The sequence below is a fragment of the Treponema sp. C6A8 genome, assembly GCF_000619925.1.
GTDB lineage: Bacteria > Spirochaetota > Spirochaetia > Treponematales > Treponemataceae > Treponema_D.
On sequence record NZ_JHVB01000001.1, the window covers coordinates 289,992 to 313,440 of the forward strand.

Annotated in this window: 19 protein-coding genes; 16 read left to right on the forward strand and 3 right to left on the reverse strand. The window is 39.3% G+C overall.

From position 1 onward, the window contains the following. Nucleotides 1–12 precede the first annotated feature (12 nt). From T530_RS0101295 to T530_RS0101360, 14 genes are all read left to right on the forward strand, one after another. Entirely contained in the window at nt 13–1,989 is a 1,977-nt protein-coding gene (locus tag T530_RS0101295; RefSeq protein ID WP_027727448.1) for a FapA family protein, read from the forward strand. Beyond that, nucleotides 1,970–2,314, forward strand: a complete 345-nt coding sequence (locus T530_RS0101300; protein WP_027727449.1) for a hypothetical protein — start codon at nt 1,970–1,972, stop codon at nt 2,312–2,314. Before T530_RS0101295 ends, T530_RS0101300 begins: the two co-directional genes overlap by 20 nt. 11 nt (nt 2,315–2,325) lie before the next feature. Further along, the gene (locus T530_RS0101305) at nt 2,326–3,117 is read left to right on the forward strand and encodes a hypothetical protein (RefSeq protein ID WP_027727450.1); all 792 of its coding nucleotides are present in this window, start codon (nt 2,326–2,328) and stop codon (nt 3,115–3,117) included. A gap of 16 nt (nt 3,118–3,133) precedes the next feature. Continuing rightward, the gene (locus tag T530_RS0101310) at nt 3,134–4,192 is read left to right on the forward strand and encodes an aldose epimerase family protein (RefSeq protein ID WP_027727451.1); all 1,059 of its coding nucleotides are present in this window, start codon (nt 3,134–3,136) and stop codon (nt 4,190–4,192) included. A 106-nt stretch (nt 4,193–4,298) separates the two neighbouring features. Then, entirely contained in the window at nt 4,299–4,919 is a 621-nt protein-coding gene (locus T530_RS0101315) for an ATP synthase subunit E (protein WP_027727452.1), read from the forward strand. After that, on the forward strand, nt 4,919–5,470 hold the full coding sequence (locus T530_RS0101320) for a DUF2764 family protein (protein ID WP_027727453.1): 552 nt from the start codon (nt 4,919–4,921) through the stop codon (nt 5,468–5,470). The genes T530_RS0101315 and T530_RS0101320 overlap by 1 nt, the downstream gene beginning before the upstream one ends. Further along, the gene (locus T530_RS0101325) at nt 5,467–7,236 is read left to right on the forward strand and encodes a V-type ATP synthase subunit A (protein ID WP_027727454.1); all 1,770 of its coding nucleotides are present in this window, start codon (nt 5,467–5,469) and stop codon (nt 7,234–7,236) included. The genes T530_RS0101320 and T530_RS0101325 overlap by 4 nt, the downstream gene beginning before the upstream one ends. A gap of 2 nt (nt 7,237–7,238) precedes the next feature. Continuing rightward, on the forward strand, nt 7,239–8,534 hold the full coding sequence (locus tag T530_RS0101330; RefSeq protein ID WP_009106118.1) for a V-type ATP synthase subunit B: 1,296 nt from the start codon (nt 7,239–7,241) through the stop codon (nt 8,532–8,534). Between the two features lie 106 nt (nt 8,535–8,640). Further along, a complete protein-coding gene (locus T530_RS0101335) occupies nt 8,641–9,264 on the forward strand; it encodes a V-type ATP synthase subunit D (RefSeq protein WP_009106120.1) in 624 nt (207 codons plus the stop codon). Further along, the gene (locus tag T530_RS0101340) at nt 9,261–11,207 is read left to right on the forward strand and encodes a V-type ATP synthase subunit I (protein WP_027727455.1); all 1,947 of its coding nucleotides are present in this window, start codon (nt 9,261–9,263) and stop codon (nt 11,205–11,207) included. Before T530_RS0101335 ends, T530_RS0101340 begins: the two co-directional genes overlap by 4 nt. Nucleotides 11,208–11,310: 103 nt before the next feature. Next, nucleotides 11,311–11,748, forward strand: a complete 438-nt coding sequence (locus T530_RS0101345) for an ATP synthase subunit K (RefSeq protein WP_009106122.1) — start codon at nt 11,311–11,313, stop codon at nt 11,746–11,748. Between the two features lie 201 nt (nt 11,749–11,949). Beyond that, on the forward strand, nt 11,950–12,264 hold the full coding sequence (locus T530_RS0101350; RefSeq protein ID WP_027727456.1) for a hypothetical protein: 315 nt from the start codon (nt 11,950–11,952) through the stop codon (nt 12,262–12,264). Next, nucleotides 12,261–13,349 (forward strand): flavodoxin-dependent (E)-4-hydroxy-3-methylbut-2-enyl-diphosphate synthase, encoded by a 1,089-nt coding sequence (ispG, locus tag T530_RS13210; RefSeq protein WP_038073244.1) that lies wholly within the window; start codon nt 12,261–12,263, stop codon nt 13,347–13,349. Before T530_RS0101350 ends, ispG begins: the two co-directional genes overlap by 4 nt. 11 nt (nt 13,350–13,360) lie before the next feature. Then, complete coding sequence (locus tag T530_RS0101360; protein ID WP_027727457.1) at nt 13,361–14,467, forward strand: hypothetical protein; 1,107 nt, start codon at nt 13,361–13,363, stop codon at nt 14,465–14,467. 4 nt (nt 14,468–14,471) lie between these two features. On the opposite strand, the gene T530_RS0101365 is transcribed toward T530_RS0101360, so the two are convergent. Together T530_RS0101365 and wbaP are read right to left on the reverse strand one after the other, a co-directional pair. Further along, a complete protein-coding gene (locus tag T530_RS0101365) occupies nt 14,472–16,046 on the reverse strand; it encodes a hypothetical protein (RefSeq protein WP_027727458.1) in 1,575 nt (524 codons plus the stop codon). Between the two features lies 1 nt (nt 16,047). Next, on the reverse strand, nt 16,048–17,517 hold the full coding sequence (wbaP, locus tag T530_RS0101370; RefSeq protein ID WP_051537715.1) for an undecaprenyl-phosphate galactose phosphotransferase WbaP: 1,470 nt from the start codon (nt 17,515–17,517) through the stop codon (nt 16,048–16,050). A 108-nt stretch (nt 17,518–17,625) separates the two neighbouring features. On the opposite strand from wbaP, the gene T530_RS13215 reads away from it, so the two are divergent. Together T530_RS13215 and T530_RS0101380 are read left to right on the forward strand one after the other, a co-directional pair. Continuing rightward, nucleotides 17,626–19,443 carry a hypothetical protein gene (locus T530_RS13215; RefSeq protein ID WP_051537717.1) on the forward strand — a complete coding sequence of 606 codons (1,818 nt, stop codon included), beginning with the start codon at nt 17,626–17,628 and terminating at the stop codon, nt 19,441–19,443. Nucleotides 19,444–19,462: 19 nt separating this feature from the next. After that, nucleotides 19,463–21,451 (forward strand): hypothetical protein, encoded by a 1,989-nt coding sequence (locus T530_RS0101380; RefSeq protein WP_027727460.1) that lies wholly within the window; start codon nt 19,463–19,465, stop codon nt 21,449–21,451. A gap of 162 nt (nt 21,452–21,613) precedes the next feature. Here T530_RS0101380 and T530_RS0101385 read toward each other — a convergent pair whose 3' ends face one another. Beyond that, nucleotides 21,614–23,449: a 2-aminoethylphosphonate aminotransferase gene (locus tag T530_RS0101385; protein ID WP_027727461.1), complete on the reverse strand. Its 1,836-nt coding sequence runs from the start codon at nt 23,447–23,449 to the stop codon at nt 21,614–21,616.

The following is a 23,449-nucleotide window of genomic DNA, read 5'->3' on the forward strand; positions in this document are numbered from 1 at the left end:
GGGCGATGAAATATGGTTACCCTGGAAAAAATCCGTGCAGAAATGAAATCTCGGCTGGATACAGACCAGCAGCTTCATAATGTTGACGTTCACGCTGATACAATTGATGAGGCACTGGCTGATGCTGCCGTTCAGCTTGAAACAAAAGTCGGTAACCTTCAGTACGAAGTTATTGAAAAGGGAAGTGACGGATTTTTGGGAATTGGAAAGCGTCCCTGGAAACTGAAAATCTATCAGGATCCCTCTACCGTTAAAAAAGTTCAGAAACTTGCTTCGGAAGGTCTTTTTACAGACGACGAGCTGGAAGATACAGAAAAAGTTGCGGACAGAGACGGAATGTTCTATGTACGCCACTTCGGCTCAGATATTATGCTTAAAGTTGTTCTTCCGCTTGGAAACGGTACGCCAATCCAGCTGCGGGAAGTTCTTGATGAAGTTAAGCGTGAAGATACAATTTCTTTTGACGAAGATTCAATCAAAAAATTCATTAAAAACGGTACTGATAACGAATATCAGAAGGTCGGAGATTACAAGCATTCTCAGGCCGGCGACGTTCTTATTGCCGTAGATATTTCAAAAGACGAAATGTCTGGAAACCTTATCGTTTCTCCACCAGCCATGGGTGGTCAGGAAGCTTCTGCAGAGGCAATCAAGCGTGCCTGCTACCAGCAGGGTATTCTTGCAGACTGTGTTCTTGAAGATAAGGTTCGTGAGTTTGTCGATTCTCCTGTATACAATACACCATTTGAAATCTGTCATGCCGTTATGCCTGTTGACGGACACGATTCATATATTTCCTACAACTTTGAAACTGACCCTAAAAAGCTTAAGCCAAAGGTCAGCGAAGAATCAGGACGAATCAACTTCAAGCAGCTTAATCAGATTCAGAACGTTATTGCAGGTCAGCCACTTGCAACTAAGGTTCCTGCAGAAAAAGGTAAGGGCGGTAAGACCCTTCTGGGCCGCTGGCTTGATGCAAAGGACGGAAAGGATACTGTAGTTCAGCTTGGCGCAAATACCGAATGGGACCGCGACGGAATTACAATCAAGGCTTCTATTGACGGTGAAGTTATGATTGTAAACGGAAAGATTACCGTTGAGCCTGTTAAATATCTTGATGCAGTTAATGTTAAAACTGGTGATATTAAATTTGTCGGTACAGTTATCATTAAAGGTTCTGTTGAAGAAGGCTTCCGCGTAGAAGCAACTAATATTGAAGTAAACGGCATTGTAGATAAATCTCATCTTGAGGCAACCGGAAATATTGTTGTTAGTCAGGGTATTTTTGGTAAGGGTGAAGGTTATATCAAGGCCGGTAAATCTCTCTGGGCTAAGTTTATCAACGAAGCTACCGTTGAGGTTGAAGAAAACGTCGTTGTAAATGACAGTATCATCAACTCAAACGTTACTGCAATGAAGAATATCATTGTGCGTGGTAAGAAGGCACAGATTCTTGGAGGACATCTTCTTGCAACAGAGGAAATCTGCGCCAAGAAAATCGGTTCTCCGGGCGGTGGTACAGAAACAATTCTTGAAGTTGGTATTGACCCTCGTGCTAAAAAAAGACTTGAAGAACTGCAGAAAATGCAGTCAAAGAATACAACTGAATACGAAAAACTCGACCTTGATATCCAGACTCTTGAGCAGCAGAAAAAACTGCGTAAAAAGCTTCCTCAGGATAAGGAAGACAAGCTTTCTGAATTCAAGGAAAAACAGCAGCAGCTTTACCAGGAACTTGAGCAGATAAATGACGAAATTGCAGGAATCCAGGCTCACCTTAAGGAACTTAAGGCAATCGGTAAGGTTAAAGTTGAAGATACAGTTTATGCCGGCGTAAAAATTTATATCCGCGACGCACTTGATGAAATTAAGATGGATTGTAAGAAGACAACCTTCTTCTACGATGATGCCAGTAAGCTGAGTAAGCGCGGTGAATATGAACCACCAAGCGCTGACGTAGGAATGCCAGATGGGTATACAGCCGATTGACCTTCAGACAATGTATTCTCAGCTCTCTAATCTTTCAAAGACTATGGCGGCAGGGCAGCAGGCTCAGCTTACGGAAGCCATGCAGCAGCAGGATAATATTCAGCGAAGTCTTGAAAATGCCAGCAAAGTGCAGCAAACTCAGACAGACAGGGCTGATGCGAATTCGGTTGATGAAGACGGGCGGGACGGCGCTGCGGCCTTTGGCAGTAAAAAGAAAAAGGAACAGAATGGCGGAAACGAATCTGAAAATAATGCCTCTGATTCTCAGTCAGGCTCAAAATCAGGTTCGCCTTATATAGGAACGATTATCGATATAACAAGGTAACGGGGTAAAGTGTGGCAGCTACGATTGCAATAACCTTAAGTTTAATTACAATAGTTCTTCTTTTAATTTTTCTTATCCGCTTTAAAAAAATTTTCTCTACTGAAAATATCATCGAAAAAACAAAGTCCTATATGGACAAAATGATAAAAGATATCAACGGTCAGGCAAACCGGGATCTTGATTTAATTAACGAATCTTCAAGACGCCTTCGCGCTCTTTTAAACGAAACTGAACATAAAATGGAACAGTTCCGTGAGGCCAGCAGACTTTTGCAGAATGCAATTGCAGAGGCAGATAAACTCAGTAAGCTTTCTGGAAACAGCCCTTTATATGTAGAAAATAAAAATGTTTCGGAAATCAAGCCTGTAAGAAAACCTTCTGTTTCTAAAAAAATATCTTCTGCCGCAGATAATGCTCCGTCTCTTTTTGATGCCCAGACTATAAATCCGGATTCATCTTATGAAATTGTAAAACCTCAGCAGAGTTCTCTTTTTGATGCTGAAGAAGAGTCCTCTAACAATAATCCTATTCTAGACGATGTAACTAACGTAATGCCCGATGGTTCTGCTTACAAACACGTGCCGCTTATTATTACAAAAGTTCTTGATGAAGAACCGACGGGAAAAAATCAAAGTCAGACTGAAAACAGAGTCAGGCCGTTTAATGCTGCAGCAACAAGTAAAAAAGAATTTTCAGAACAGGTAATGGACCTGTTTAATAAAGGTTTTCAGATTGAACAGATTGCAAACGAGCTTTCCTGTTCAATTACTGAAGTTCAGTTTGTAATTGATATGGGATTATAAATTCCGGAGGTTTTATATGAAGATAGATAAATCAAAATTTGGTCTCTTGTCGGACGGTACAAAGGTAACTCTTTATACTGTTTCAAACGGCGACATGCAGTTTTCATGCACAGATTACGGCTGTACAATCACAAGCATAATCTTAAATGACAAGAATGGTAAAAAAACAGAAGTTACACTGGGCTTTTCAACTTTGGACGGCTATGTAAACAACGACTGTTATTTTGGCGCTTTTGTCGGCCGCTTTGCAAACCGCATTGCAAAAGCTCAGTTTACCCTTAACGGTAAAAAATATGACCTTGATAAGAATGACGGTCCTAACTGCCTTCACGGCGGCTTTGACGGCTGGCATAAAATTGTCTGGGATTCAAAAATCATTAAAGGTAAAAATCAGGCAGGAATTCAGTTTTCCCGTATTTCACCGGACGGAGAGCAGGGCTTCCCTGGTAATATGGAAATAAAAGTAACTTATCTTCTTGATAAGAATAATAACCTTACCTGTTCTTATACTGCAAAAACTGATAAGGCAACTCCTGTAAACTTTACAAATCATTCTTATTTCAATCTTGCAGGCCGCGGTCAGGTTTATGAGCACGTAATGCAGATGAATTCGGCATATTACCTGGAAGTTTCTCCAAAATTGATTCCAACAGGAAAACTTCTTGATGTAGCCGGCACTCCATTTGATTTTAATAATCCTAAAACTCTTGGGCAGGATATCGATCAGATTAAGCCTGGCTACGACCACTGTTATGTAACAGAAGTTTACACACCTGAAACAAAAACTTCTGTTCCTCTTGATGATTCAGACCTTGTTGAATTCTGTAAGGTAACTGAGCCTGTAAGTGGGCACGAAATGCAGGTGTTTACAAACATGGTAGGCTGCCAGCTTTACACAGGAAACTTCATTCAGGACAAAGTGGGCCGCAGCGGCAATAAATACAATATTCACGACGGATTCTGTCTTGAAACTCAGGTTTTCCCGGATACACCAAATCAAAAGGATTTTCCGACCTGTATTCTTGAGCCTGGCCAGACAATGAAGGCAAAAACCGTTTATTCATTTAAAATATAGTTTTCTCGCGAATTCTTATAAAAAAATAAAACATTTTGTTTGAATTATACAGAATTAGCGTATAAACTTTATATATTACTAATGGAAATTATTTTGCGAGGTTATGATGGACGTACAATTACAAGAACTGATTGATAAGATCAAAAAAGATGGCGTTGCAACTGCTGAAGCTGAAGCTGCAAAAAAAATTGCAGAAGCTGAAAAGAAAGCTGAAAGTATCGTTGCAGATGCTCAGGACAAGGCTGCAGAAATCATTAAAAATGCAAAAGCAGAAACAGAAAGAATGGAAAAAGCCAGTGAAGAGGCTATCGTTCAGGCTGGAAGAAACATGCTGCTTTCATTTAAGGATTCTCTCGTAGCTGAACTTGACGGACTTATTCAGGCAGAGACAGCAAAGGCAGCAACAAAAGATGTCCTTGCAAAACTTATCCCTGAAACAGTAAAAGCATGGGCAAAAAACAGCGATGCTTCAGAACTTTCAGTTCTGCTTGCTGAAAAAGATTTGAAATCTCTGGAAGCTGCCCTTACAGGCGACCTTAAAGCTGAAATTTCTAAAGGACTCGAAATCAAGCCTGATAAGACTTTGACAGCCGGCTTTAGAATTGGTGTTAAAAACGGCGCCGCATATTACGACTATTCTGCTGAATCACTTGCAGAAATGTTCGGCGCATATCTTAATCCAAAAGTTGCAGCACTTATGAAGACCGCTGCAAAAGGAACAGAGTAGTGGCATATTATTATTTGGTTTCACAGTTACCAAATATCTCTGCTGCAGAAGGAAAATCAGCCCTTCCTTTAAATGAAGTAAGTTTTAAGGAATTGTGCTGCCGTTTTCTTTCCGAAGATGAAAAATCAATAGTGGGCTCGCTTTCGCTAGTTCCGCCAAAAGATGCTTCATCTACAGGATCTGTCTTTTTGGATACTTGGTATGAAAAAGAAAGAAGCCTGCGCTATGCTCTGGCACAAATCCGTGCTCAGAAGATGAAAAAAGATGCTGCTGTACTTCCGCCGGGTGTTACTGCTGATATTATTCAGGCAGCCCGCACTGCAGTTGGAATGGACAGTCCTTTGAGCGCAGAACAGTTTCTTTTTGAGTACCGAATCAGACTTCTTGATGAATTAAGACCTCTTGATTCGTTTTCGGTGGATTCAGTTTATGCGTACGGAATCAGGCTTCTGCTTGTTGAACGCATGAAAAAGTTTGATGCTGAAATTGGAAAAACTTCTTATCATAAAATTTATGATAATATTTTAGATGGAGATAAGAAAAAGAAATGACGGATACAAAAGCTAAAGTAGTCGGCATTAACGGAAACATGGTAACAATCCAGTTTGATGGTCAAGTTTCCATGAACGAAGTAGGTTACGTTAATGTTGACGGAAAAAAACTACGAGGAGAAGTAATCCGTATCCGAGGCAATAAGGCTCAGATGCAGATTTTCGAAATGACACAGGGCATTAAAGCCGGTGACACAGTAGAACTTGTTGGCGATCTCCTTTGTGCAGAATTGGGACCAGGACTTTTGGGACAGACTTTTGATGGTCTTCAGAACCCTCTTCCTCTGGTTGCAGAAAAAGCAGGCTTCTTCCTTGAGCGCGGTGTTTATGTAGATTCACTTCCACGCGATAAAAAATGGGACTGGACTCCTAGCGTAAAAGAAGGCGACAAGCTTCTTCGCGGAGATTCAATTGGTTCTGTTCCGGAAGGACCTTTTACACATAAAATTCTTGTTCCATTTGATTTACTTGGAATGTACACAGTTAAGAAGGTTACTCCAGCCGGCTCTTACACAATTGAAGATGTAATGGCTGTCGTAACTGATGAAAAGGGCAAGGACCACGAGCTTAAGATGGCATTCAAATGGCCTGTAAAACGCGCCGTTGACTGCTATGCAGAACGCCTTGCTCCATCTGAGCCAATGGTAACTCAGGTTCGTTTGATTGATACCTTCTACCCGGTTTCTAAAGGTGGTACATATTGTATTCCAGGACCTTTCGGTGCCGGAAAAACAGTTCTTCAGCATACAACATCACGTAACGCAGACGTTGATATCGTAATCATCGCTGCCTGCGGTGAACGTGCGGGTGAAGTTGTAGAAACAATTAAAGAGTTCCCTGAACTTAAAGACCCTCGTACAGGACGTTCTTTGATGGAGCGAACAATCATCATCTGTAACACATCTTCTATGCCGGTTGCTTCCCGCGAAGCTTCGGTTTATACATCTGTTACACTTGCTGAATACTACCGTCAGATGGGACTTCACGTTCTTCTTCTTGCAGACTCTACATCACGCTGGGCACAGGCTTTGCGCGAAATGTCTGGTCGTCTTGAGGAAATCCCTGGTGAGGAAGCATTCCCTGCTTACCTTGAATCTTACATTGCTGCCTTCTACGAGCGCGCTGGTATTGTTCGCCTCCGCGATGGAAAAGTTGGTTCTGTAACAATCGGTGGTACAGTATCTCCTGCCGGCGGTAACTTTGAAGAGCCTGTAACACAGGCAACCTTGAAGGTAGTAGGTGCCTTCCACGGACTTTCACGTGAACGTTCAGATGCCCGTAAGTATCCTGCAATTGACCCTATTATTTCATGGTCTAAATACAAATCAGTTATCCGTGAAGAGCTGGTTACTTTTGCCCGCAAGGTCTTCCTCCGCGGTGTTGAAGTAAACCAGATGATGAAGGTAATTGGTGAAGACGGTACTACAACAGAAGACTACATTGAATATCTTAAGAGTGAATTTATTGATGCTGTTTACATGCAGCAGAACTCTTTTGATGAAGTTGATGCCGCTGTCTGCGTTGACCGCCAGAAATATACTTTTGCAAAAGTTGTAAAAGTTATTGGTTCAGATTTTGACCTTGCTGATAAAGATGCTGCTCGTAACTTCTTCAACCAGCTCCGTCAGAAGTTCCTTGACTGGAACTACACAATCTGGAACACAGATGACTTCTACAAGGCAGAAAAAGACTTTGATGCTCATTATGCTTCTGCAAACGGTAAAGTTCGCGATGAAGTAAGCGCAATGCTTAAGGATGGTGAATAGTTATGAACAAAGTTTATAGTAGAATTGAATCCATCGTCGGAAGCGTAATCACTGTAAAGGCTGATAACGTAGCTTACGGTGAGCTTGCAGAAATCGAAACACGTTTTGGTAAATCACTTGCCGAAGTAAATAAAATTGAAGGTGATGTAGTTTCACTTCAGGTATTTGCCGGCGGACGCGGTATTTCAACCGGCGACCATATTAAATTCCTTGGACATCAGATGAAGGTTTCTTTCTCTGATGATCTTCTTGGACGTATCTTCAACGGTTCTGCAGAACCTCGCGATAATGGTCCGGCCCTTACAGACAGTCTTGTTACAATCGGAGGTCCTTCAGTAAACCCTTCTAAACGTATCATGGCTAAGCGTATGATTCGTACCGGTATTCCAATGATTGATATGTTCAACACACTGGTTGTATCTCAGAAACTGCCTATTTTCTCAATTTCTGGTGAACCTTACAACCAGCTGCTTGCCCGTATTGCCATGCAGGCAGAAGTTGACGTAATCGTACTCGGTGGTATGGGTCTTAAATACGATGACTACCTCTTCTTCAAAAAGACACTGGAAGAAGGCGGCGCTCTCAGCCACACAGTTATGTTCATTCATACTGCGGCAGACCCAACTGTAGAATGTCAGAAGATTCCTGACCTTTCTCTTGCAGTTGCCGAGCAGTTTGCCCTTAAAGGAAAAGACGTACTTGTACTTCTTACCGATATGACAAACTTTGCAGACTCAATGAAGGAAATTGCCATTACTCAGGAGCAGGTTCCTTCTAACCGCGGTTATCCTGGAGACTTGTACTCTCAGCTTGCAGCCCGCTACGAAAAGGCTGTTGACTTTGAAGGTGCCGGTTCTGTAACAGTTCTTGCCGTTACAACAATGCCTGGTGACGACGTTACTCACCCGGTTCCTGATAACACAGGTTACATCACAGAAGGTCAGTACTACCTTAAAGGCGGCCGTATTGAGCCGTTCGGTTCTCTTTCACGCTTGAAGCAGAACGTAAACGGTACAACCCGTGATGACCACCGCGGACTTATGGACGGTATGATTCGTCTTTACTCAAGCTATAAAGACACCCTTGAAAAGAAATCAATGGGATTTATCATGAGTAAGTGGGATGAAAAACTTCTTACTTACGGAAAAATGTTTGAGTCAGAGATGATGGACCTTTCAAAGAATATTTCTCTGGAAGAAGCACTCGACCTTGGATGGAAAATCCTTGCAGACTGCTTCGAGCCTGAGGAAACTGGTCTTAAATCATCTTTGATTGAAAAACACTGGCCAAAGAAGTAAGCGATTATTTGTGAGGTAAAAGATGGTACGATAAAAATCGTTGATTTTTATCTATCGAGCTAAAGTTCGCATAAAAGTGAGCTTTAAGATGTGATGAGGATGTTTAATGGCGAAGATAAAACTTACTAAGAATGAGCAGAAGGTCCAGAAAGATGCGCTTAAAATGTATAACCGCTATCTTCCAACCCTTGTGCTTAAAAAACAACAGCTTCAGACAGAAATCCGCACAATAGACCAGAAGGCCAGAGAAGTCCGTGCTGCAAGAGCGGCGCTCGAAAAGGAATTCGACGCATGGATTGCAGTATTCGGAGAAGAAGAGGCTTTTAAGCCGGAAATGGTTACCGTAAAAAACATCAAAAAAGGATGGGGTAATATTGCCGGTGTTGCCATTCCGATTTATGAAGGCGCAGATTTTTCACGCGGGGACTACGATTTGTACGAAACCCCATTGTGGATTGATATGGCAGCCGACAGAATGGAAAAGGCCCTTTCTTTAGACCTTGAAGCCGAAGTTCTTGATGAACAGGTTAGGCTTCTTTCAAAGGAACTCAGGACCACAACACAGCGTGTAAACCTGTTTGAAAAGGTTAAGATTCCTGAGACAAAGGCTAATATCAAGAAAATATCTGTTTATCTTGGTGATGAACAGGTTGCGGCGGTTGTCCGAAGTAAAATATCAAAGAAAAAGCTTCAGAATAATTCCGAAGAAGAACAGGAGGCAGGTAAATGATTGAACCAATGAAAAAAGTCTCTCTTGTTCTTTTAAATAAGGAACGTGAAGAGGCTCTTGTTAATCTTAGAAAAATCGGTCTTGTTCATTTGGAGAAATTAGAGGGAGCAAGTGAAAAACTTTCTGCCTTTAAGGAAGCTTCTGCAAATGCGCTGGTTGCCGAATCTGTTTTAGGGGAAATTAAGGCTCCCAAGGCAAAAAAAGGCATGGCACCGGCTCTTTCTGATGAAGATACTGCAAAGCTCTGTGCAGACATTGTTGCAAAATCAGAGCGTAAAAAACAGCTTCTGGAAGAAATTTCAAGTGACGCTACCGAACTTGACCGCTTTAGCGGATGGGGAACTGTTACAAATGAAGATTTTGAATACCTTGTAACAAAAGGCATTCAGCTTAAGATGTATGAAGTTCCTGTAGAAAAATATAATCAGATTGACCAGCAGATTCAGACAATCCTTGTAAATAAGAATAAAAAGACTGCAAGATTTATGATTATAAACGGCGGTGAGGGACGCCCTGAAAATCTTATGCCAGAGGCATTTGAAGTTCCTTTACCACGCATTTCAACCTCTTTGCTGGAAAAAGAGATTAAGGATGATGAAAAGAAAGTTTCTGAAATTGAAGCCTTCTTTGCGGCAAATGCAAAATATCTTCCTTCAATTTCTGCTTTTAAGAAAAACCTTGAAACAGACATTGAGTTTGAAAACGTAAATGCCGGTATGGAACGCGAAACTTCAGGTGATGAAAATGACCTTGCATGGATCAGCGGTTATGTTCCTGCAGCAAATCTTGAAGAATTCAAGGCAGACTGCGCTAAGAATAACTGGGCTCTTGCCTATGCAGATCCGGAAGATGATGACCTTGCCGTTCCAACAAAGCTTAAGAACAACAAGTTTGTAAGTTTGATTTATCCTCTTACAGACTTCTTGGGAACTGTTCCTGGCTATCATGAATTTGATATTTCGGGCTGGTTCTTACTGTTCTTTACAGTGTTCTTTGCAATGATTTTTGGCGATGGCGGCTACGGTGCGCTTGTTCTTGTCCTTACACTTTTACTTATGCTTAAGTCAAAAGCGTCTGGCAAAAAGGTTGCGCCTGTATTCGGCCTTATTACGCTGGTTTCTATAGCAACGATCGTTTGGGGTGCCGTAACCTGTACCTGGTTTGGTATTCCTGTAGATATGCTTCCAGACTGGCTTAAAAATCTTTCTATTCCTTGGATTTCTTCTGCTTATGAAGATACTCTCTGGCAGGTTCCTTGGGTTAGCGAGGTTGGCGGTAAGGCTGTAGGACTTACAAAGAGTCAGAACCTGCAGATTTTCTGCTTCTCTCTGGCACTTGTTCAGCTTGCAGTTGCCCATATCAAAGCCGCAGCAAGAAACATCAGCCTTAAGAACGGCTTGAAGGCGGTAGGTGACATTGGTTCACTTATGCAGCTTATCGGTATGTTCTGGGTAGTACTTTCTATGGTTGTAAACTCTGATGTATTCCCAATGCTTGGCTACATTGGAACTGTTCCTGTCGGCAAAATCGAGATTTCTTTGATTGCGGCAGGTTTTGTTCTGAGTTTTATATTTGCCAACTATGAAGGAAGCATTGGTGCTTCTATCCTGGAATCTTGTAAGAATATTATTTCGGTTCTTTTGGGAGTCGTAAACGTATTCTCTGATATTGTTTCTTACATCCGACTTTGGGCTGTAGGTCTTGCGGGAGCTGCTATTTCCGAAACTGTAAACACCCTTGCAGGTCCAATTCTTGGACACGCAATTCTGTTTATTGCGGCAATAGTTCTGCTTTTGTTCGGACATGGCTTGAACATGATTTTGAACCTGCTTTCGGTAATTGTACACGGTGTTCGTTTGAATACTCTTGAATTCTGTACACATATCGGTATGGCATGGAGCGGAACAAAGTTCAATCCGTTTGCGGAGAAAAAATCTTCGTAAAAAAAATGCCGTCGTATGGCGGCATAAATCAGTAATTCAATCTGCATGTGCAGATATTAAAAATTAAATTAAACCTTGCGTTTGCGGGTTAAAGGAGAAAAATATGGAAATTTGGGGTTACATTGGTGCTGCTGTTTGTATGGGTATTGCTGCTATCGGTTCAGCAATCGGAATCGGAATCGCTGGTCAGGGAGCAATCGGAGCCTGGAAACGTTGTTATGTAAACAATAAACCAGCCCCATTCATCCTCACTGTATTTGCTGGTGCTCCTCTTACACAGACAATTTACGGCTTCCTTTTGATGAACATTGCTTTGAAGCCAAAGGTAATGAGCGGTGAAATGACACCTGGTTTTGCACTTGGTCTTGGTATTGCTTCTGGTCTTGCTATGTGTTTCTCTGCTATTGCTCAGGGAAAAGCTGGTGCAGCAGGTTCTGACGCTCTTGGTGAAACTGGAAAAGGTTTTGCTCAGTACATCATGGTAGTAGGTCTTTGTGAATCTGTTGCTTTGTTTGCAATGGTATTCTCACTTATTGCATAGTTTACAAATTGATAAAACGCTCTCGCGGAGAACCAAATTATGCTCCGCCGAGAACGTAGATTTGTAATTATTTTATGTAAAAGACAGCGTTCGCTGTCTTTTACTTCCTGCGTTCTAAGCTACGCATAATTTGAACCTCCGCTGCGCTTTTCCTTCCTTTTTAATCTTTTCCCTACTTAGTAAAAATGTTATATTTAACCCATGACAAACGACGAAATTCAGGAAAAAATCAATCAGCTTAGCAGCAAAAAAAAGAAACTTGACGGAAGCCGCACTCTCTGTGCCTTCCTTTTTTGTATTTTTCTTTTTGACTGGGATAAATTTATGGCAGGAGATCCATCAAAACTCCTTATCGGTATTTTTGCAGTAATTACTGTGGTTCCTGTAGGACTTATTATTTACGAGACAAAACTCATTCAGGGCTTAAAAAAAGAGATAGCAGAACTTACTTCAAAACTTGCAATTGAAGATTCAGAAGACGATGAAGAAGAAACTTCTGAGGAAGACGGCGAATGATTACAAAAGAAGTAAAACTTGGCTGTAAAGGAATGACTCGTCCCCTGATTATTGGCGGAAACAATCCTGTAACACTTCAGACAATGTGGAAGGAAAGCATTACAGATATCCCACAGAATAATGAAAAATTGGAACGCACTTTGCGAGAACTGAACGAGCTTTCTTTTCTTGGCTGTGATATTGTCCGCTTTGCAGTTCCGGATATGGAAAGTGCAAAAGCCATTTCCATGATTGCAGAACGTACTTCCATGCCTCTTGTTGCAGACATTCATTTTGACCACCGTCTTGCGTTGGAATGCCTTAAGGGAAATACAGCCGCAATCCGTATTAACCCTGGTAACATCGGTTCAATAGAAAATACAAAGCGCGTTGTTGAAGGCTGTCGTGATAACGGAGTTGCAATCAGAATAGGAATTAATTCTGGAAGTCTTCCAAAAGATTTACAGGAAAAGATTGCAAAAGGCGAAATTACCCGCGCTCAGGGATTGTGCGAGACTGCTGTTCGCGAGGCAGAAATATTTGAACAGTTAAACTTTAATCAATATGTAGTAAGCATGAAGTCCAGCGATGTAACAGAAACAATTGAATGTAATCGCTTTTATGCGCAGAAATACAATAATCCTCTTCATCTTGGAGTAACAGAGGCTGGTCCATTAATAGGTGGCGTTGTAAAATCTTCTATTGCCTTTTCTACACTTTTGAATGAAGGCATTGGAGATACCATCCGCGTAAGTCTTTCATCATCTTCGGAAAACGAAGTAATCGCAGGACTTAATATTCTTAAGGAATGCGGAAAAAGAAAGGGCGGGGTAACAATTGTAAGCTGCCCTCGTTGCGGACGGCTTGGTTTTGACGTTCATGCTTTTGTTGACCGCTGGCAGGCCCGCCTTCTTGCAATGAAAAAAGACATCACTGTTGCTGTTATGGGCTGTATTGTAAATGGGCCTGGAGAAGGCAAGCATGCTGACATAGGAATTGCTGGCGCCACTGACAAAGTAATTATTTTTAAGAAAGGTAAAATTGTGCAAACAATTGACCCGAAAGATGCCGATAAAGTATTTGAAAAGGAATTGAATTCTTTATAGGTTGATTAATAATGAATAAAAAAATTACTGCTTGTATTATTTCTCTTTTTGCTTTTGGAAGTCTTGCTCTTTCGGCACTTAACTTAAGTATTAATGAAGACAGCATCAAGGCATACCGCGAGGCTCAGCTTTGTTTTGAAAGTCAAAACTATGGTGATGCCCTCAGTTTTTGTGAAAATGCTATTTTGTATCGCAAACAGCTTTCAGAAGCAAATAAAAAATATCTTGAAAATAGCATGTCTTCCCGCCGTGTTCAGCGTGCCGGAGACAGCATCAGTGCCATACTTGCAGTTCTTGAAGAACGAAACGAAAAAGATTCAATTGACGTAATCAAATATTATTATATGAAAAAAGGTCAGGATTTCTTTGATGATTCAATTACAAAAATGATTGACTATATTGATGAAATTAAAGATTTTCCAGAGGCTCAGTGCCTTATCGGTGATATTTACCTTATGGAAGGTGAATATGATTTTGCCGAGCAGTATTATCTTCTTGCAATAAAAAATGCAAAAGTTCTTGATATTCCTAATCAAAAATATGAAATATATTTAAAACTTGCCCGAATAAGCGAACTAAAAAAAGATTTTGGAAAAATGGAAGAACGCCTGCTTTCAGTTCTTACAGAAGACAAAAATTATACGGATAAGGCCTTGTTTTCTGCCATGATGAATACAGTAACCATAAATCGCCCTGATTCTATGGAAAAGTTCTTTCAGTTATATCGGGCAGATTCTTATTATACAATTGTTGCATATTCAAAACTCTGTCATTATTACTATGGTCTTGGAGAAAATCAAAAGGCCCTGCAGTTTGCCCTTCTTTCTGTACTTACAGATTTTTCAAGAATGGAAGAAATTGTTGCATCCCGTAATATTGACTATACGTACGTCAGTTTGGATCATTTATTTTATGAAATCAGTCTTTATCCGGATATTATTGAATGGTGTAATAAATATGATGTATGGAATGCATTTTCAACATTCTGCGATATTTTAATTACACTAGGTTATAATAATTTTGCTTCTTCTGTTTTGAAAGTTCTTTCGGCATCATGTCCGGAACAATACTGGCAGCAACACTCTGTTCTGGAGCTTGGTAAACTCCAGAAGAACTGATTTTTTAGTATTGTAATCCAAGACCAATAGAAAGTTCGTATTTTGATCCGGAACGCCAGTCATTTTCAATTGGCATTTTTAGCTTCTTAAGCACAGTTCGTGCCATATCAATTCCGGCACTAATACGGAATACAAATCCTGACCATTTTAGAGGATAGATAAGAACTTCAAGACCACCACAATAGAAACCATCGCGAGGATCAAACCAGCGGTCTGTAATCTTATTATGGGTGAGCGCAATATCAACAAAAGGTGAAATCTGAACATCAACGTTTAATTTATTTAAGACTTTAGTTTCAAAAGTTGATGTAAAGAAGTGTATTGGCATATCAAGATTTAATACAAAAGCAGATATTACATTACACATTTTGTAATCAGTATCATCATATTTTAAGTCATCTCGGATACCGCGCAGTCTTGAACCAATATTACTTCCGTTAACCATTATATACTTACCATGAGGATCCTGAATGTCATAGAAAGCATAAAAATCTGCTGCAAGTCCCATGCGGGCAAATACATCATCCATGTCATCAAAGTAGAATGATTTGAATGCCTGCAGTTCAGTTTCAACCTTTGGAGTAAAGGTATATCTTTGAGTATTATATGAATAAGAGTTTCCTAAAGAAATGCTCAAGCCGTTACGGAGATTATCAGCCCAGTTAATACGTGAAGTTGCCAATGTATGACCAATTGAGAGTACCGGGCTTGAAAGGTCTGTATTTAATTCCTGAATGCCATCAAAATCCCAGTTGTATGTTACAGAAGTACTTGGAGTATATGTAACATTTCCCCAGTCATCAATTATTGCAACTTTTATAGGAACTGAAAAATTAAAATATTCCTTGAAGTACAAATCATCATCATATTTAGAATAATCAAGATTTTTTATAAAAGACTGGTCAAATTCCCATACAAAACTGTGGCGTGGAAAAGGAAGGGAAAGCTTTAAACCGGATTTTGCATCCCATTCCGGTGATGATTCATCAAAGTTATATGAAAAAGAATAGTCGTTAATCCATGTTGCATTAAAAGGGCCTGCTTTGAATGGATGGTCATAAGAAAAACCTAATCCAATTTTATTTTTAGAATCTTCAGAAGATGAATCTTTTATGCTGAAATTTAGTTCTCCGGCCATTTCATTCATTGAGCCTAAAAAGTTATTATCCTTTCCCTTTATTTTCATTGTAAATCCCTTGTTTGAATCATATTTAGGATAAGGGAAGGCAAGAATATGAATTGAATCTACTGTATGAACAGAAAGATGTACCTTTCTAATTCCATTTTCATCTTCTTCATCATAAGCATAATCAACTTCAATCTTTGAAAAAAGTCTGGTATTTTTCAGTCGCTGGATATAATCATCCTTGTAGTGAAGAAAAGCTGCTTCTGTTTCAAAAACACGTTTTTTATCTACTTCAACATTAAGAGAAAGAGAATAAGGATTTGTCTTTCCAAATCCAAAAGCGCCTTCAGTTTCGTATTCAACATCTGAAATCTGATATTTTTCTGCAAAAAGCATTAATGATGCAGAAAAAGCAAAAATTATACTTAAAACTTTTTTATTTAATTTACGCATATTAGTAAGCACCCTTTCCTAAAAGAACAACCCAAACAGATTTTATTAAAATCCAGATATCAAGCCATATAGACCAGTTCTGAATATAGTATGTATCATAAGAAATTCGTTCCTCATAACCTGTATCGCTGCGGCCTGAAATCTGCCACATGCCGGAAAGTCCCGGTTTTACAGATAAAACATAATCCTTGTAATCGCCATATTTTTCAAGTTCCGGTTCTGTAACCGGGCGTGGACCTACAAGGCTCATTTCTCCAAGAAGAATGTTGATAAGCTGAGGAAGTTCATCCATACTTGTTTTACGAAGCAACTTTCCGAATTTTGTAATGCGAGGATCATTTTCAAGTTTACGGTCTTTTTCCCACTGGGCGCGCATTTCTTCATTTTCTGCAAGAAGTTTTTCAAGAATTTCCTGAGAATTAATGACCATTGAACGGAACTTCCAGCATTTAATTGTTTTACCGTTTTTTCCAACTCGCTTATGACCGTAAAAAATAGGACCTCGTGAAGTAATTTTAGTAAGTACAGCGCACAGAATAAAAACCGGTATCCAGGCAGGTGAAAGACCTAAAATTATAAATAAATCAAGCAGGCGTTTTAATGCTTTATTAATTCTGAAAGTTAGATTGTGAACAGAAGAGAATGCAATGATTCCTGCAATATCTTTAAGCTGCTGCGTTGTTGTAAAAGTTGTCTGCTGTTTTGAAACTGTAATTGTGTAACGGTATGAAGACATGACTTTCTTCATGTCTCCGTGATAGTCACAGATTACCGCAGTTTTTACATTATGCATTTTAATATTATCAAGAAGTTCTTTTAATGGAGGTAATACAGGAATTCCCTTATATTCTTCATATCCTTTTGCTGCAGAATCTACAATAACTGCAGGGTGATAGCCTAGATATGGATTACTGATCAATTTATCAACAATAAAATCGGCACTGTGACCTGTACTGTAAATAATTGCAGGAACACCCCACCAGCTGAAATGTCCGAATAAAGTTTTAGCTAATTCACGGACTCCAGGAAGAAGTATTGTTGCGACAGGGAAGGTAATTGCAAATGAAAGAATTACAGCCTTATCTTTAGAATCCTGTATAAATGAATCTAAAATTTCGTAGTCATTTATATCTGCAATAATAATTCCTAAGGTCATTGCGCCAAGGGCAAAAAGAGTACAGCCACAGAATTTTTTTACTTCTTCTGTCGGTGGAATCATAATTCCAGGATAAAGTCCAACTGCAGCAAATGTCAGTACAAATACTGGTGTAAAAAAGAAATAGTTGATTACAGATTTAAAATTCAATAAAGATGGAAATAGTAAATTAACTATAAAAAATCCGATTGCAAGTGAAAGCATAATAACAAACAGGTCTACAAAAAATAAAGATAAACCTGATATAAAAGAACTTGTCCGCGGATATTTGTATTTTAGATAATTCAGCAATTCGCCTGATGTCATAATATTCATAATATATTAAAATCAAAAAATATACTATTAGTTACGCTTGTTTTATAGAAAGGAAATCATTAAAATTAAAGTATGAAACATTTAAGAAAGTTGTTTGTTGTGTTATTAATGACAAAATTATTACTTCCATTGGCTTCGCAAGGTTATGGTTCACAGCAACTGGTTCCGGCCGGACATTGGGTATATGATGCTTTGAATGCTTTGTGTCTGGAATCAAAATTTCTTTCGATTGCTGATAATGCGCCATTGAGCGTAAAAGAAATTAAGTTTTATCTTTCCATTGTAGATTATGATGCTCTTTCTTATGGCGGAAAGCAGCTCTATGATAAAACCCTTGAATATCTTAATGAAAGTAAGTTTGCATTGAAACTTAAGCCTGTCAAAATCGGTTTTAATCTTATTTTAAATCCTACACTTCTTGCCCGAACAAATGATCAGATTGAATGGTCTATGGCTACTGATTATACGGGAAAATTAACTTCAACCAAAACAGAATCTCTTTTGAAATCTGAATCAAATCCTGATGGACTCCCTGCTTCAGCGTTAATGACAGAAGGCTATGCTGTTGAATCATCTTTTACAGGAAGTGATTTTACAAAGCCGCTTGCTGTTATTCCTGTAACTTTTGATATTGATGACAAATTTATTATCGAAACACAGTTTTCTTTGGGAACAAGTCAGTTCGGTCTTTTAAAAGATGATTATTTTAATCATAACCTGCGTTACGATTTAAGTCAGTATGATTTTTATACTCCTAAAGTTGCTAATGCATCTTTTACTCATATTTTTGATTCAGGCTGGGGCTTTAACCTTCATGTGGCAAGAAGCGGACTTCAGATAGGAAATACTTCAACCGGTTCAATAATTTATAACAGTACTTTTGATACAAACGTTTATTTCCATACAGAAATTTTTTCACGTCAGTTCAAGTATGAAATGAACGTAATTGAAATCAATCATACTGATAATGAAGAAAAATTTATGTACCTTCATTCTATGGAAGTTATCCCCTGGAAATGGTTGAAAATCGGATTTCTTGAAGGAACACTTATTAATGGGGGATTTTCACTCAGATACATGAATCCTCTTATGATTCTTCATTCTTTCGGTACCTGGACTGAAATGAATTCCGCATGGGAAGAAAAAGTTTACGGAGAAGCTCATACATGTGCCTATATGGGACTCTCTCTGGAAATCCTTCCTTGCTCTAATACAAGAATTTATTGTCTGTATTCACAGGATGAAATGCAGCCTCCTAATGAACTTACAAGTGATTCTGGAAGAGCTTATCCGGACGGCTGGGGTTATCAGGGTGGTGTAGAAATAAAAATCCCTGAAGAACATGGCGGCTGGTATTCCACTGGATTTGAAGCAATTTATACAACTCCATTTTTATATATAAAGCAGGCTAAGGAATGGTCTCTTTACTCTTATCGTTACAATATGCAGAGTAATGGTTCAACACCGCTTTGTTCATGGATAGGAACTCCATTTGGTCCTGATGCAATCGGTTTTCAGACAAAATTCGGATATACAATGCCAAAACAGTGGAGCGCAGAAGCAAATTATCTTTTCCTTGCTCATGGAACCAATTCTTTTGGAATTTTCAGTAAGTATGCAAAAGATGAGGATGCAGGTCGTTATTACAATAATTATTATCCAACTGTTCTTTTGAAAGCTGGGGAACGAGGTGAAGAGGGTGGATTATCCGCAGATGAAGCTGCAAGTATTGCCCGTGATTTCAGGCTAACAGGTACTGTTCAGTTTACAAATCAGATAGCAGTAAAAGGCAGTTATACTTTTAATGACCATATTACAGCAAAAGGACAGCTGATGTATCAGTTTGTATTTAATAATAATAATGAAAGCGGTAACTTTCAGCAGGGAATGGAGATTGCCCTTGCTTTGAATTGCTCGCTTTTCTAATTTAAAATAGCAGGAAATTATGAAAAAATTATCATTATTAATTTGTATTTGTTTTTTAAGTTTCTCAAATGTTTTTGCTCAGAAGAATGTATCTGTCAGTATTTATGATGGTGTTTATGAGCTTATAGAACAGGCTCAGCTTAAAGGTTTGTGTTCTACAATAAGTGGTGCAAAACCATATACCAAGGCTCAAATCTTTAAGGCAATAAATGAAATTTATGACAGCGGATATGAGCTTTCTGAAAAAGAAGCTAAAATTCTTGCTTTTTATGTTGATAAAATGCGCCCTAACGATGAAATGAAAAACAATGTTTTTCATGCCCGCGTAAAAAATGATAATCCGGATTTACCTCTTAGTTTTAATTATAATTTTGGATTTGAAATGGTCGGCTCGCTTGGCATATATAATAAATCCAGCTATAAAAGTTATCTTTTTGAACTTATTCCAAGCTTTACTTTTGAAGGTGATTTAACAAAATACTTATCATATAACGTTTTTGCTTTTATGGACGCTACAAAAGCTGATCATGTAGATTTAGGAAGTTATTTTATAGGTTATAACTGGTACGGTGATAATACAGCAAGCGCAACTGGCGCTGGTAATGATAATCTGGAAGAATTCTTTGACGGCAAACTTGATGCAAATGGAAATCAGTATAATCCCAAAAAAAGAACGATTCAAAAACAGCTGCTGACTTCATATCTTCCATACAGATACAATAAAAAATGGGACGGACAGGTTTACTTTATCTCAAACTTGAGCGCAAGCGGTCTTGAAGGCTGGCCAAGTGAACTGAGTGTTGGTGGTGGTATTCAGGGAGAAATAAATTTTTCTGTTTTAGATGAAAAGCTTCTTGTAAAATTTGGCCGCGTTGATCGTGAATGGGCTGGAATGGATAATGGTTCAAGTCTTGTCCTTAATGCTCAGGCAGAACCTTTCTTCGGTCTTGAAGCATCTGCAGTTTTGTTCCCATGGCTGAGATATTCATTTATGGTTGGTTCTTTGGAATATGCTAACCAGGATTATTTTGCAAAAGATTCATGGCCTGGATATACTCAGTTGGATGATGCATATTTCTTCCAGAATGCTTTTTCAATCAATATGATTGAACTTGATTTCAAGCATTTGCATTTTGACTTTGGAAGCACTGTTGTCTGGCCAAAACGTTTTGAGCTTGGATATATGTTCCCGCTTACTAATTATGTTGTATATCAGAATAGTGTGGGAGATTACGATAACCTTGCGCTTTTTGGAGATATTCGTCTTCAAAAGGCTGGGCTTGGACAGATTTGGGCTTCAGTATATCTTGATGAAGTTACAGCAATGTTGAAAGCTAATATTTTCCAGGCAACTCGCGCAATGTATGCATATCAGGCTGGTTTTAAGGTTCCTCTTCCAAAACTTTCATGGGCTTCATTCTCCCTTCGTTATACGAAAGTTGAACCATACTGCTATACTCATCAGGCTATTAACTATACTCCATGGTATAATCATTATATTTATGAAAATTATACTAATGCAGGAAGCTGTCTTGGTTATTATATGCCTCCTAACTCTGATGAGCTTCTTGGTGAATTTAAATTTAATATTGATCCGACATTATCAGCTCATATCTGCTATCAGTTCAGCCGCCATGGCGCCGACTTTGGTAGTCAGCAGGTTCCGGGAAGTAACCTCTATTATGAATTAAGCCGTTATAACCGTGATGAATTAGAAAAGTTCTTCCTTCATGATGGTGCTTATAACTGGATTCATGCATTAAGTGTTGGTGGAGAATTACGTATTCCTGACAGACATTGTCCTATTGTTATTACTGGTGATATTGGTATGGTTTTGAGCTATTACACTGTAATTGATGACGATGACTATGATAGAAGTGTTTATGGCAACAACGGAAACTGTAAAAATGCAGGATGGGGCACTTCTTACCACATTGCCAACACAGATGAATATCCGACAACAATTGGTGTTGTAGTTAGTGTTGGGTGTAAGTTCTTCTTTAAATAAAATCGAATAAAAAAGCTCTGTGGGACGCAGACGAAAATTAAGGACAAATGCGACGGTATAAAGCATTTGTCCCGCGAGGGGGCAAAACGCGACGCTAACTAGCGTTTTACCTTGATTTTCGTCGTCGCTGGGACCCGCAGGGCTTTTTTATTCAAATATTATTTAGCATACTCCAATTGAATGCATATAATCGCGAAGAACACAAGTAAAGTGTGTCATTTCTTCCGGCTTAATGTCACCCATGTTTGCAATTCGGAATGTATCGATGTTTCCGAGCTTTCCAGGGTAGATTGTAAAGCCAAAGGATTTTGCATAATCGTGGAGGGCATTAAAGTTATATTTTGGTGTTTCTGGAATCAGAATAGCTGTAATAAAGTGGCTCTGATACTTTCTGTCTACAAGCATCTTAAGCCCGATTTCATCCAAAGCTTTTACCAGGATTTCCCAGCAGGCTGTAAAGCGCTCAAAGCGTTTTTCTACAGTTTCTACCTTTGTTTCAATAATTGCCTGACGCAAAGCATAGAAGGTCTGTACAGGTGGAGTAAAGCGTGTCTGCTTTGTTTCCAGGAAGTATTTATACTGATCGTAAAGGTTAAGGTAGTAGTTCCGCATTGGCCAGTCTTTCTGTTTAAGAAGTTCTGACTTTTTACATACTACAAAACCAACTCCTGCCATACCGCCGATGTGCTTGTTAGAAGTACTTGTTGCAAAGTCAATTCCAAGTGAGCCCAAATCGATTGGCATACCGCCGTAAGCAGATACTATATCACAGATTGTTGTCATGCCGTATTTTTTAGCCATAGGACAGATTGTTGCAAGGTCATTCAAAAGGCCTGTTGTTGTCTCATGGTAAACAATGGCAAAAGTTGTGTATTTTTTGCTCTTCATCTGTTCTTCAAGAGCCTTGATGTCAATTGGTTCGTATGTAGAAGATTTGAATACGTCCATATCGATGTTGTAAACACTTGCAATTTTTGCAAGGCGGGCACCGTAAGAACCGTTATCTACTACAAGAAGCTTTCCGTCAGGCGGAACGCATGAAGATACCATTGCTTCATCTGCACCAGTTCCTGAACAGCCGAACATTACAGAAATGTAATTTTTTGGATCTGCGCAGACTTCTGTTAATCCTTCTGCAACATCTTCCATAAGCTTTCCGAATTCAAGCTCGCGAGGGCAGATATCCGCAACGACCTGAGCATATTTTACGCTGTCTGTAGTTGTAGAAGGACCCGGGTTCAAAAGAACTTCGCGGCGGATAGCCTGCAAAGATTCATTTTCTACAATACGAGGCCAGATCTGTGTGAGGGCACGGTCAAGCATGTTCTCATCATCGATTTCTGTCCATGCGTAGTATTCAACCTTGTGAACGTAAACTGGTTCTCCGTTAAGGCTTACATGCTTGAGCACGTTTTCGTAATCAATTTTGATAAGTGAAGAATCACTGTTATAGTAAGCCATCATCTTATCAAGACAAGATTTACTGATTTTTGTAATGCCTACAAGTTCGCCAGCAGGATTTGGAATAATTGATTTATCCTTGCTTACTTCGTTCAAAAACCCGTCTTCGTTAGCGGCGAGGTAAACTTCGTCGTGACTGTTTGATTTTCCGCTTGCAAGAATTACGTTAGCGCGTTCATCATTCTGGAGAACTTTAAGTCCGACTGAATCATAAATCAAATCGCTTTCCAAAAGAATAAAATCGCCTTTGATAAGAGGTGCGCAGACTGCAAGAGTTCCCATACTGCTTGTATTTGCATAGTTGTCATTGCGGACTGTTTTAATGATGTGATATTTTTTTGCAAGCTCGTCATAATATTCAGAGCAGTGGCCTGTTCCGATAATGATTTCTTCGATTCCGGCTGCAATCAGCTTCTGAACCGAGCGTTCAACCATTGGAACGCCATCAATTTCTATAAAGCCTTTCGGCATTTCTTTTGTTCTGTTTCCAAAGCGGCTTCCAAGTCCGCCTGCAACAATTACTGCCTGTCTAATCAT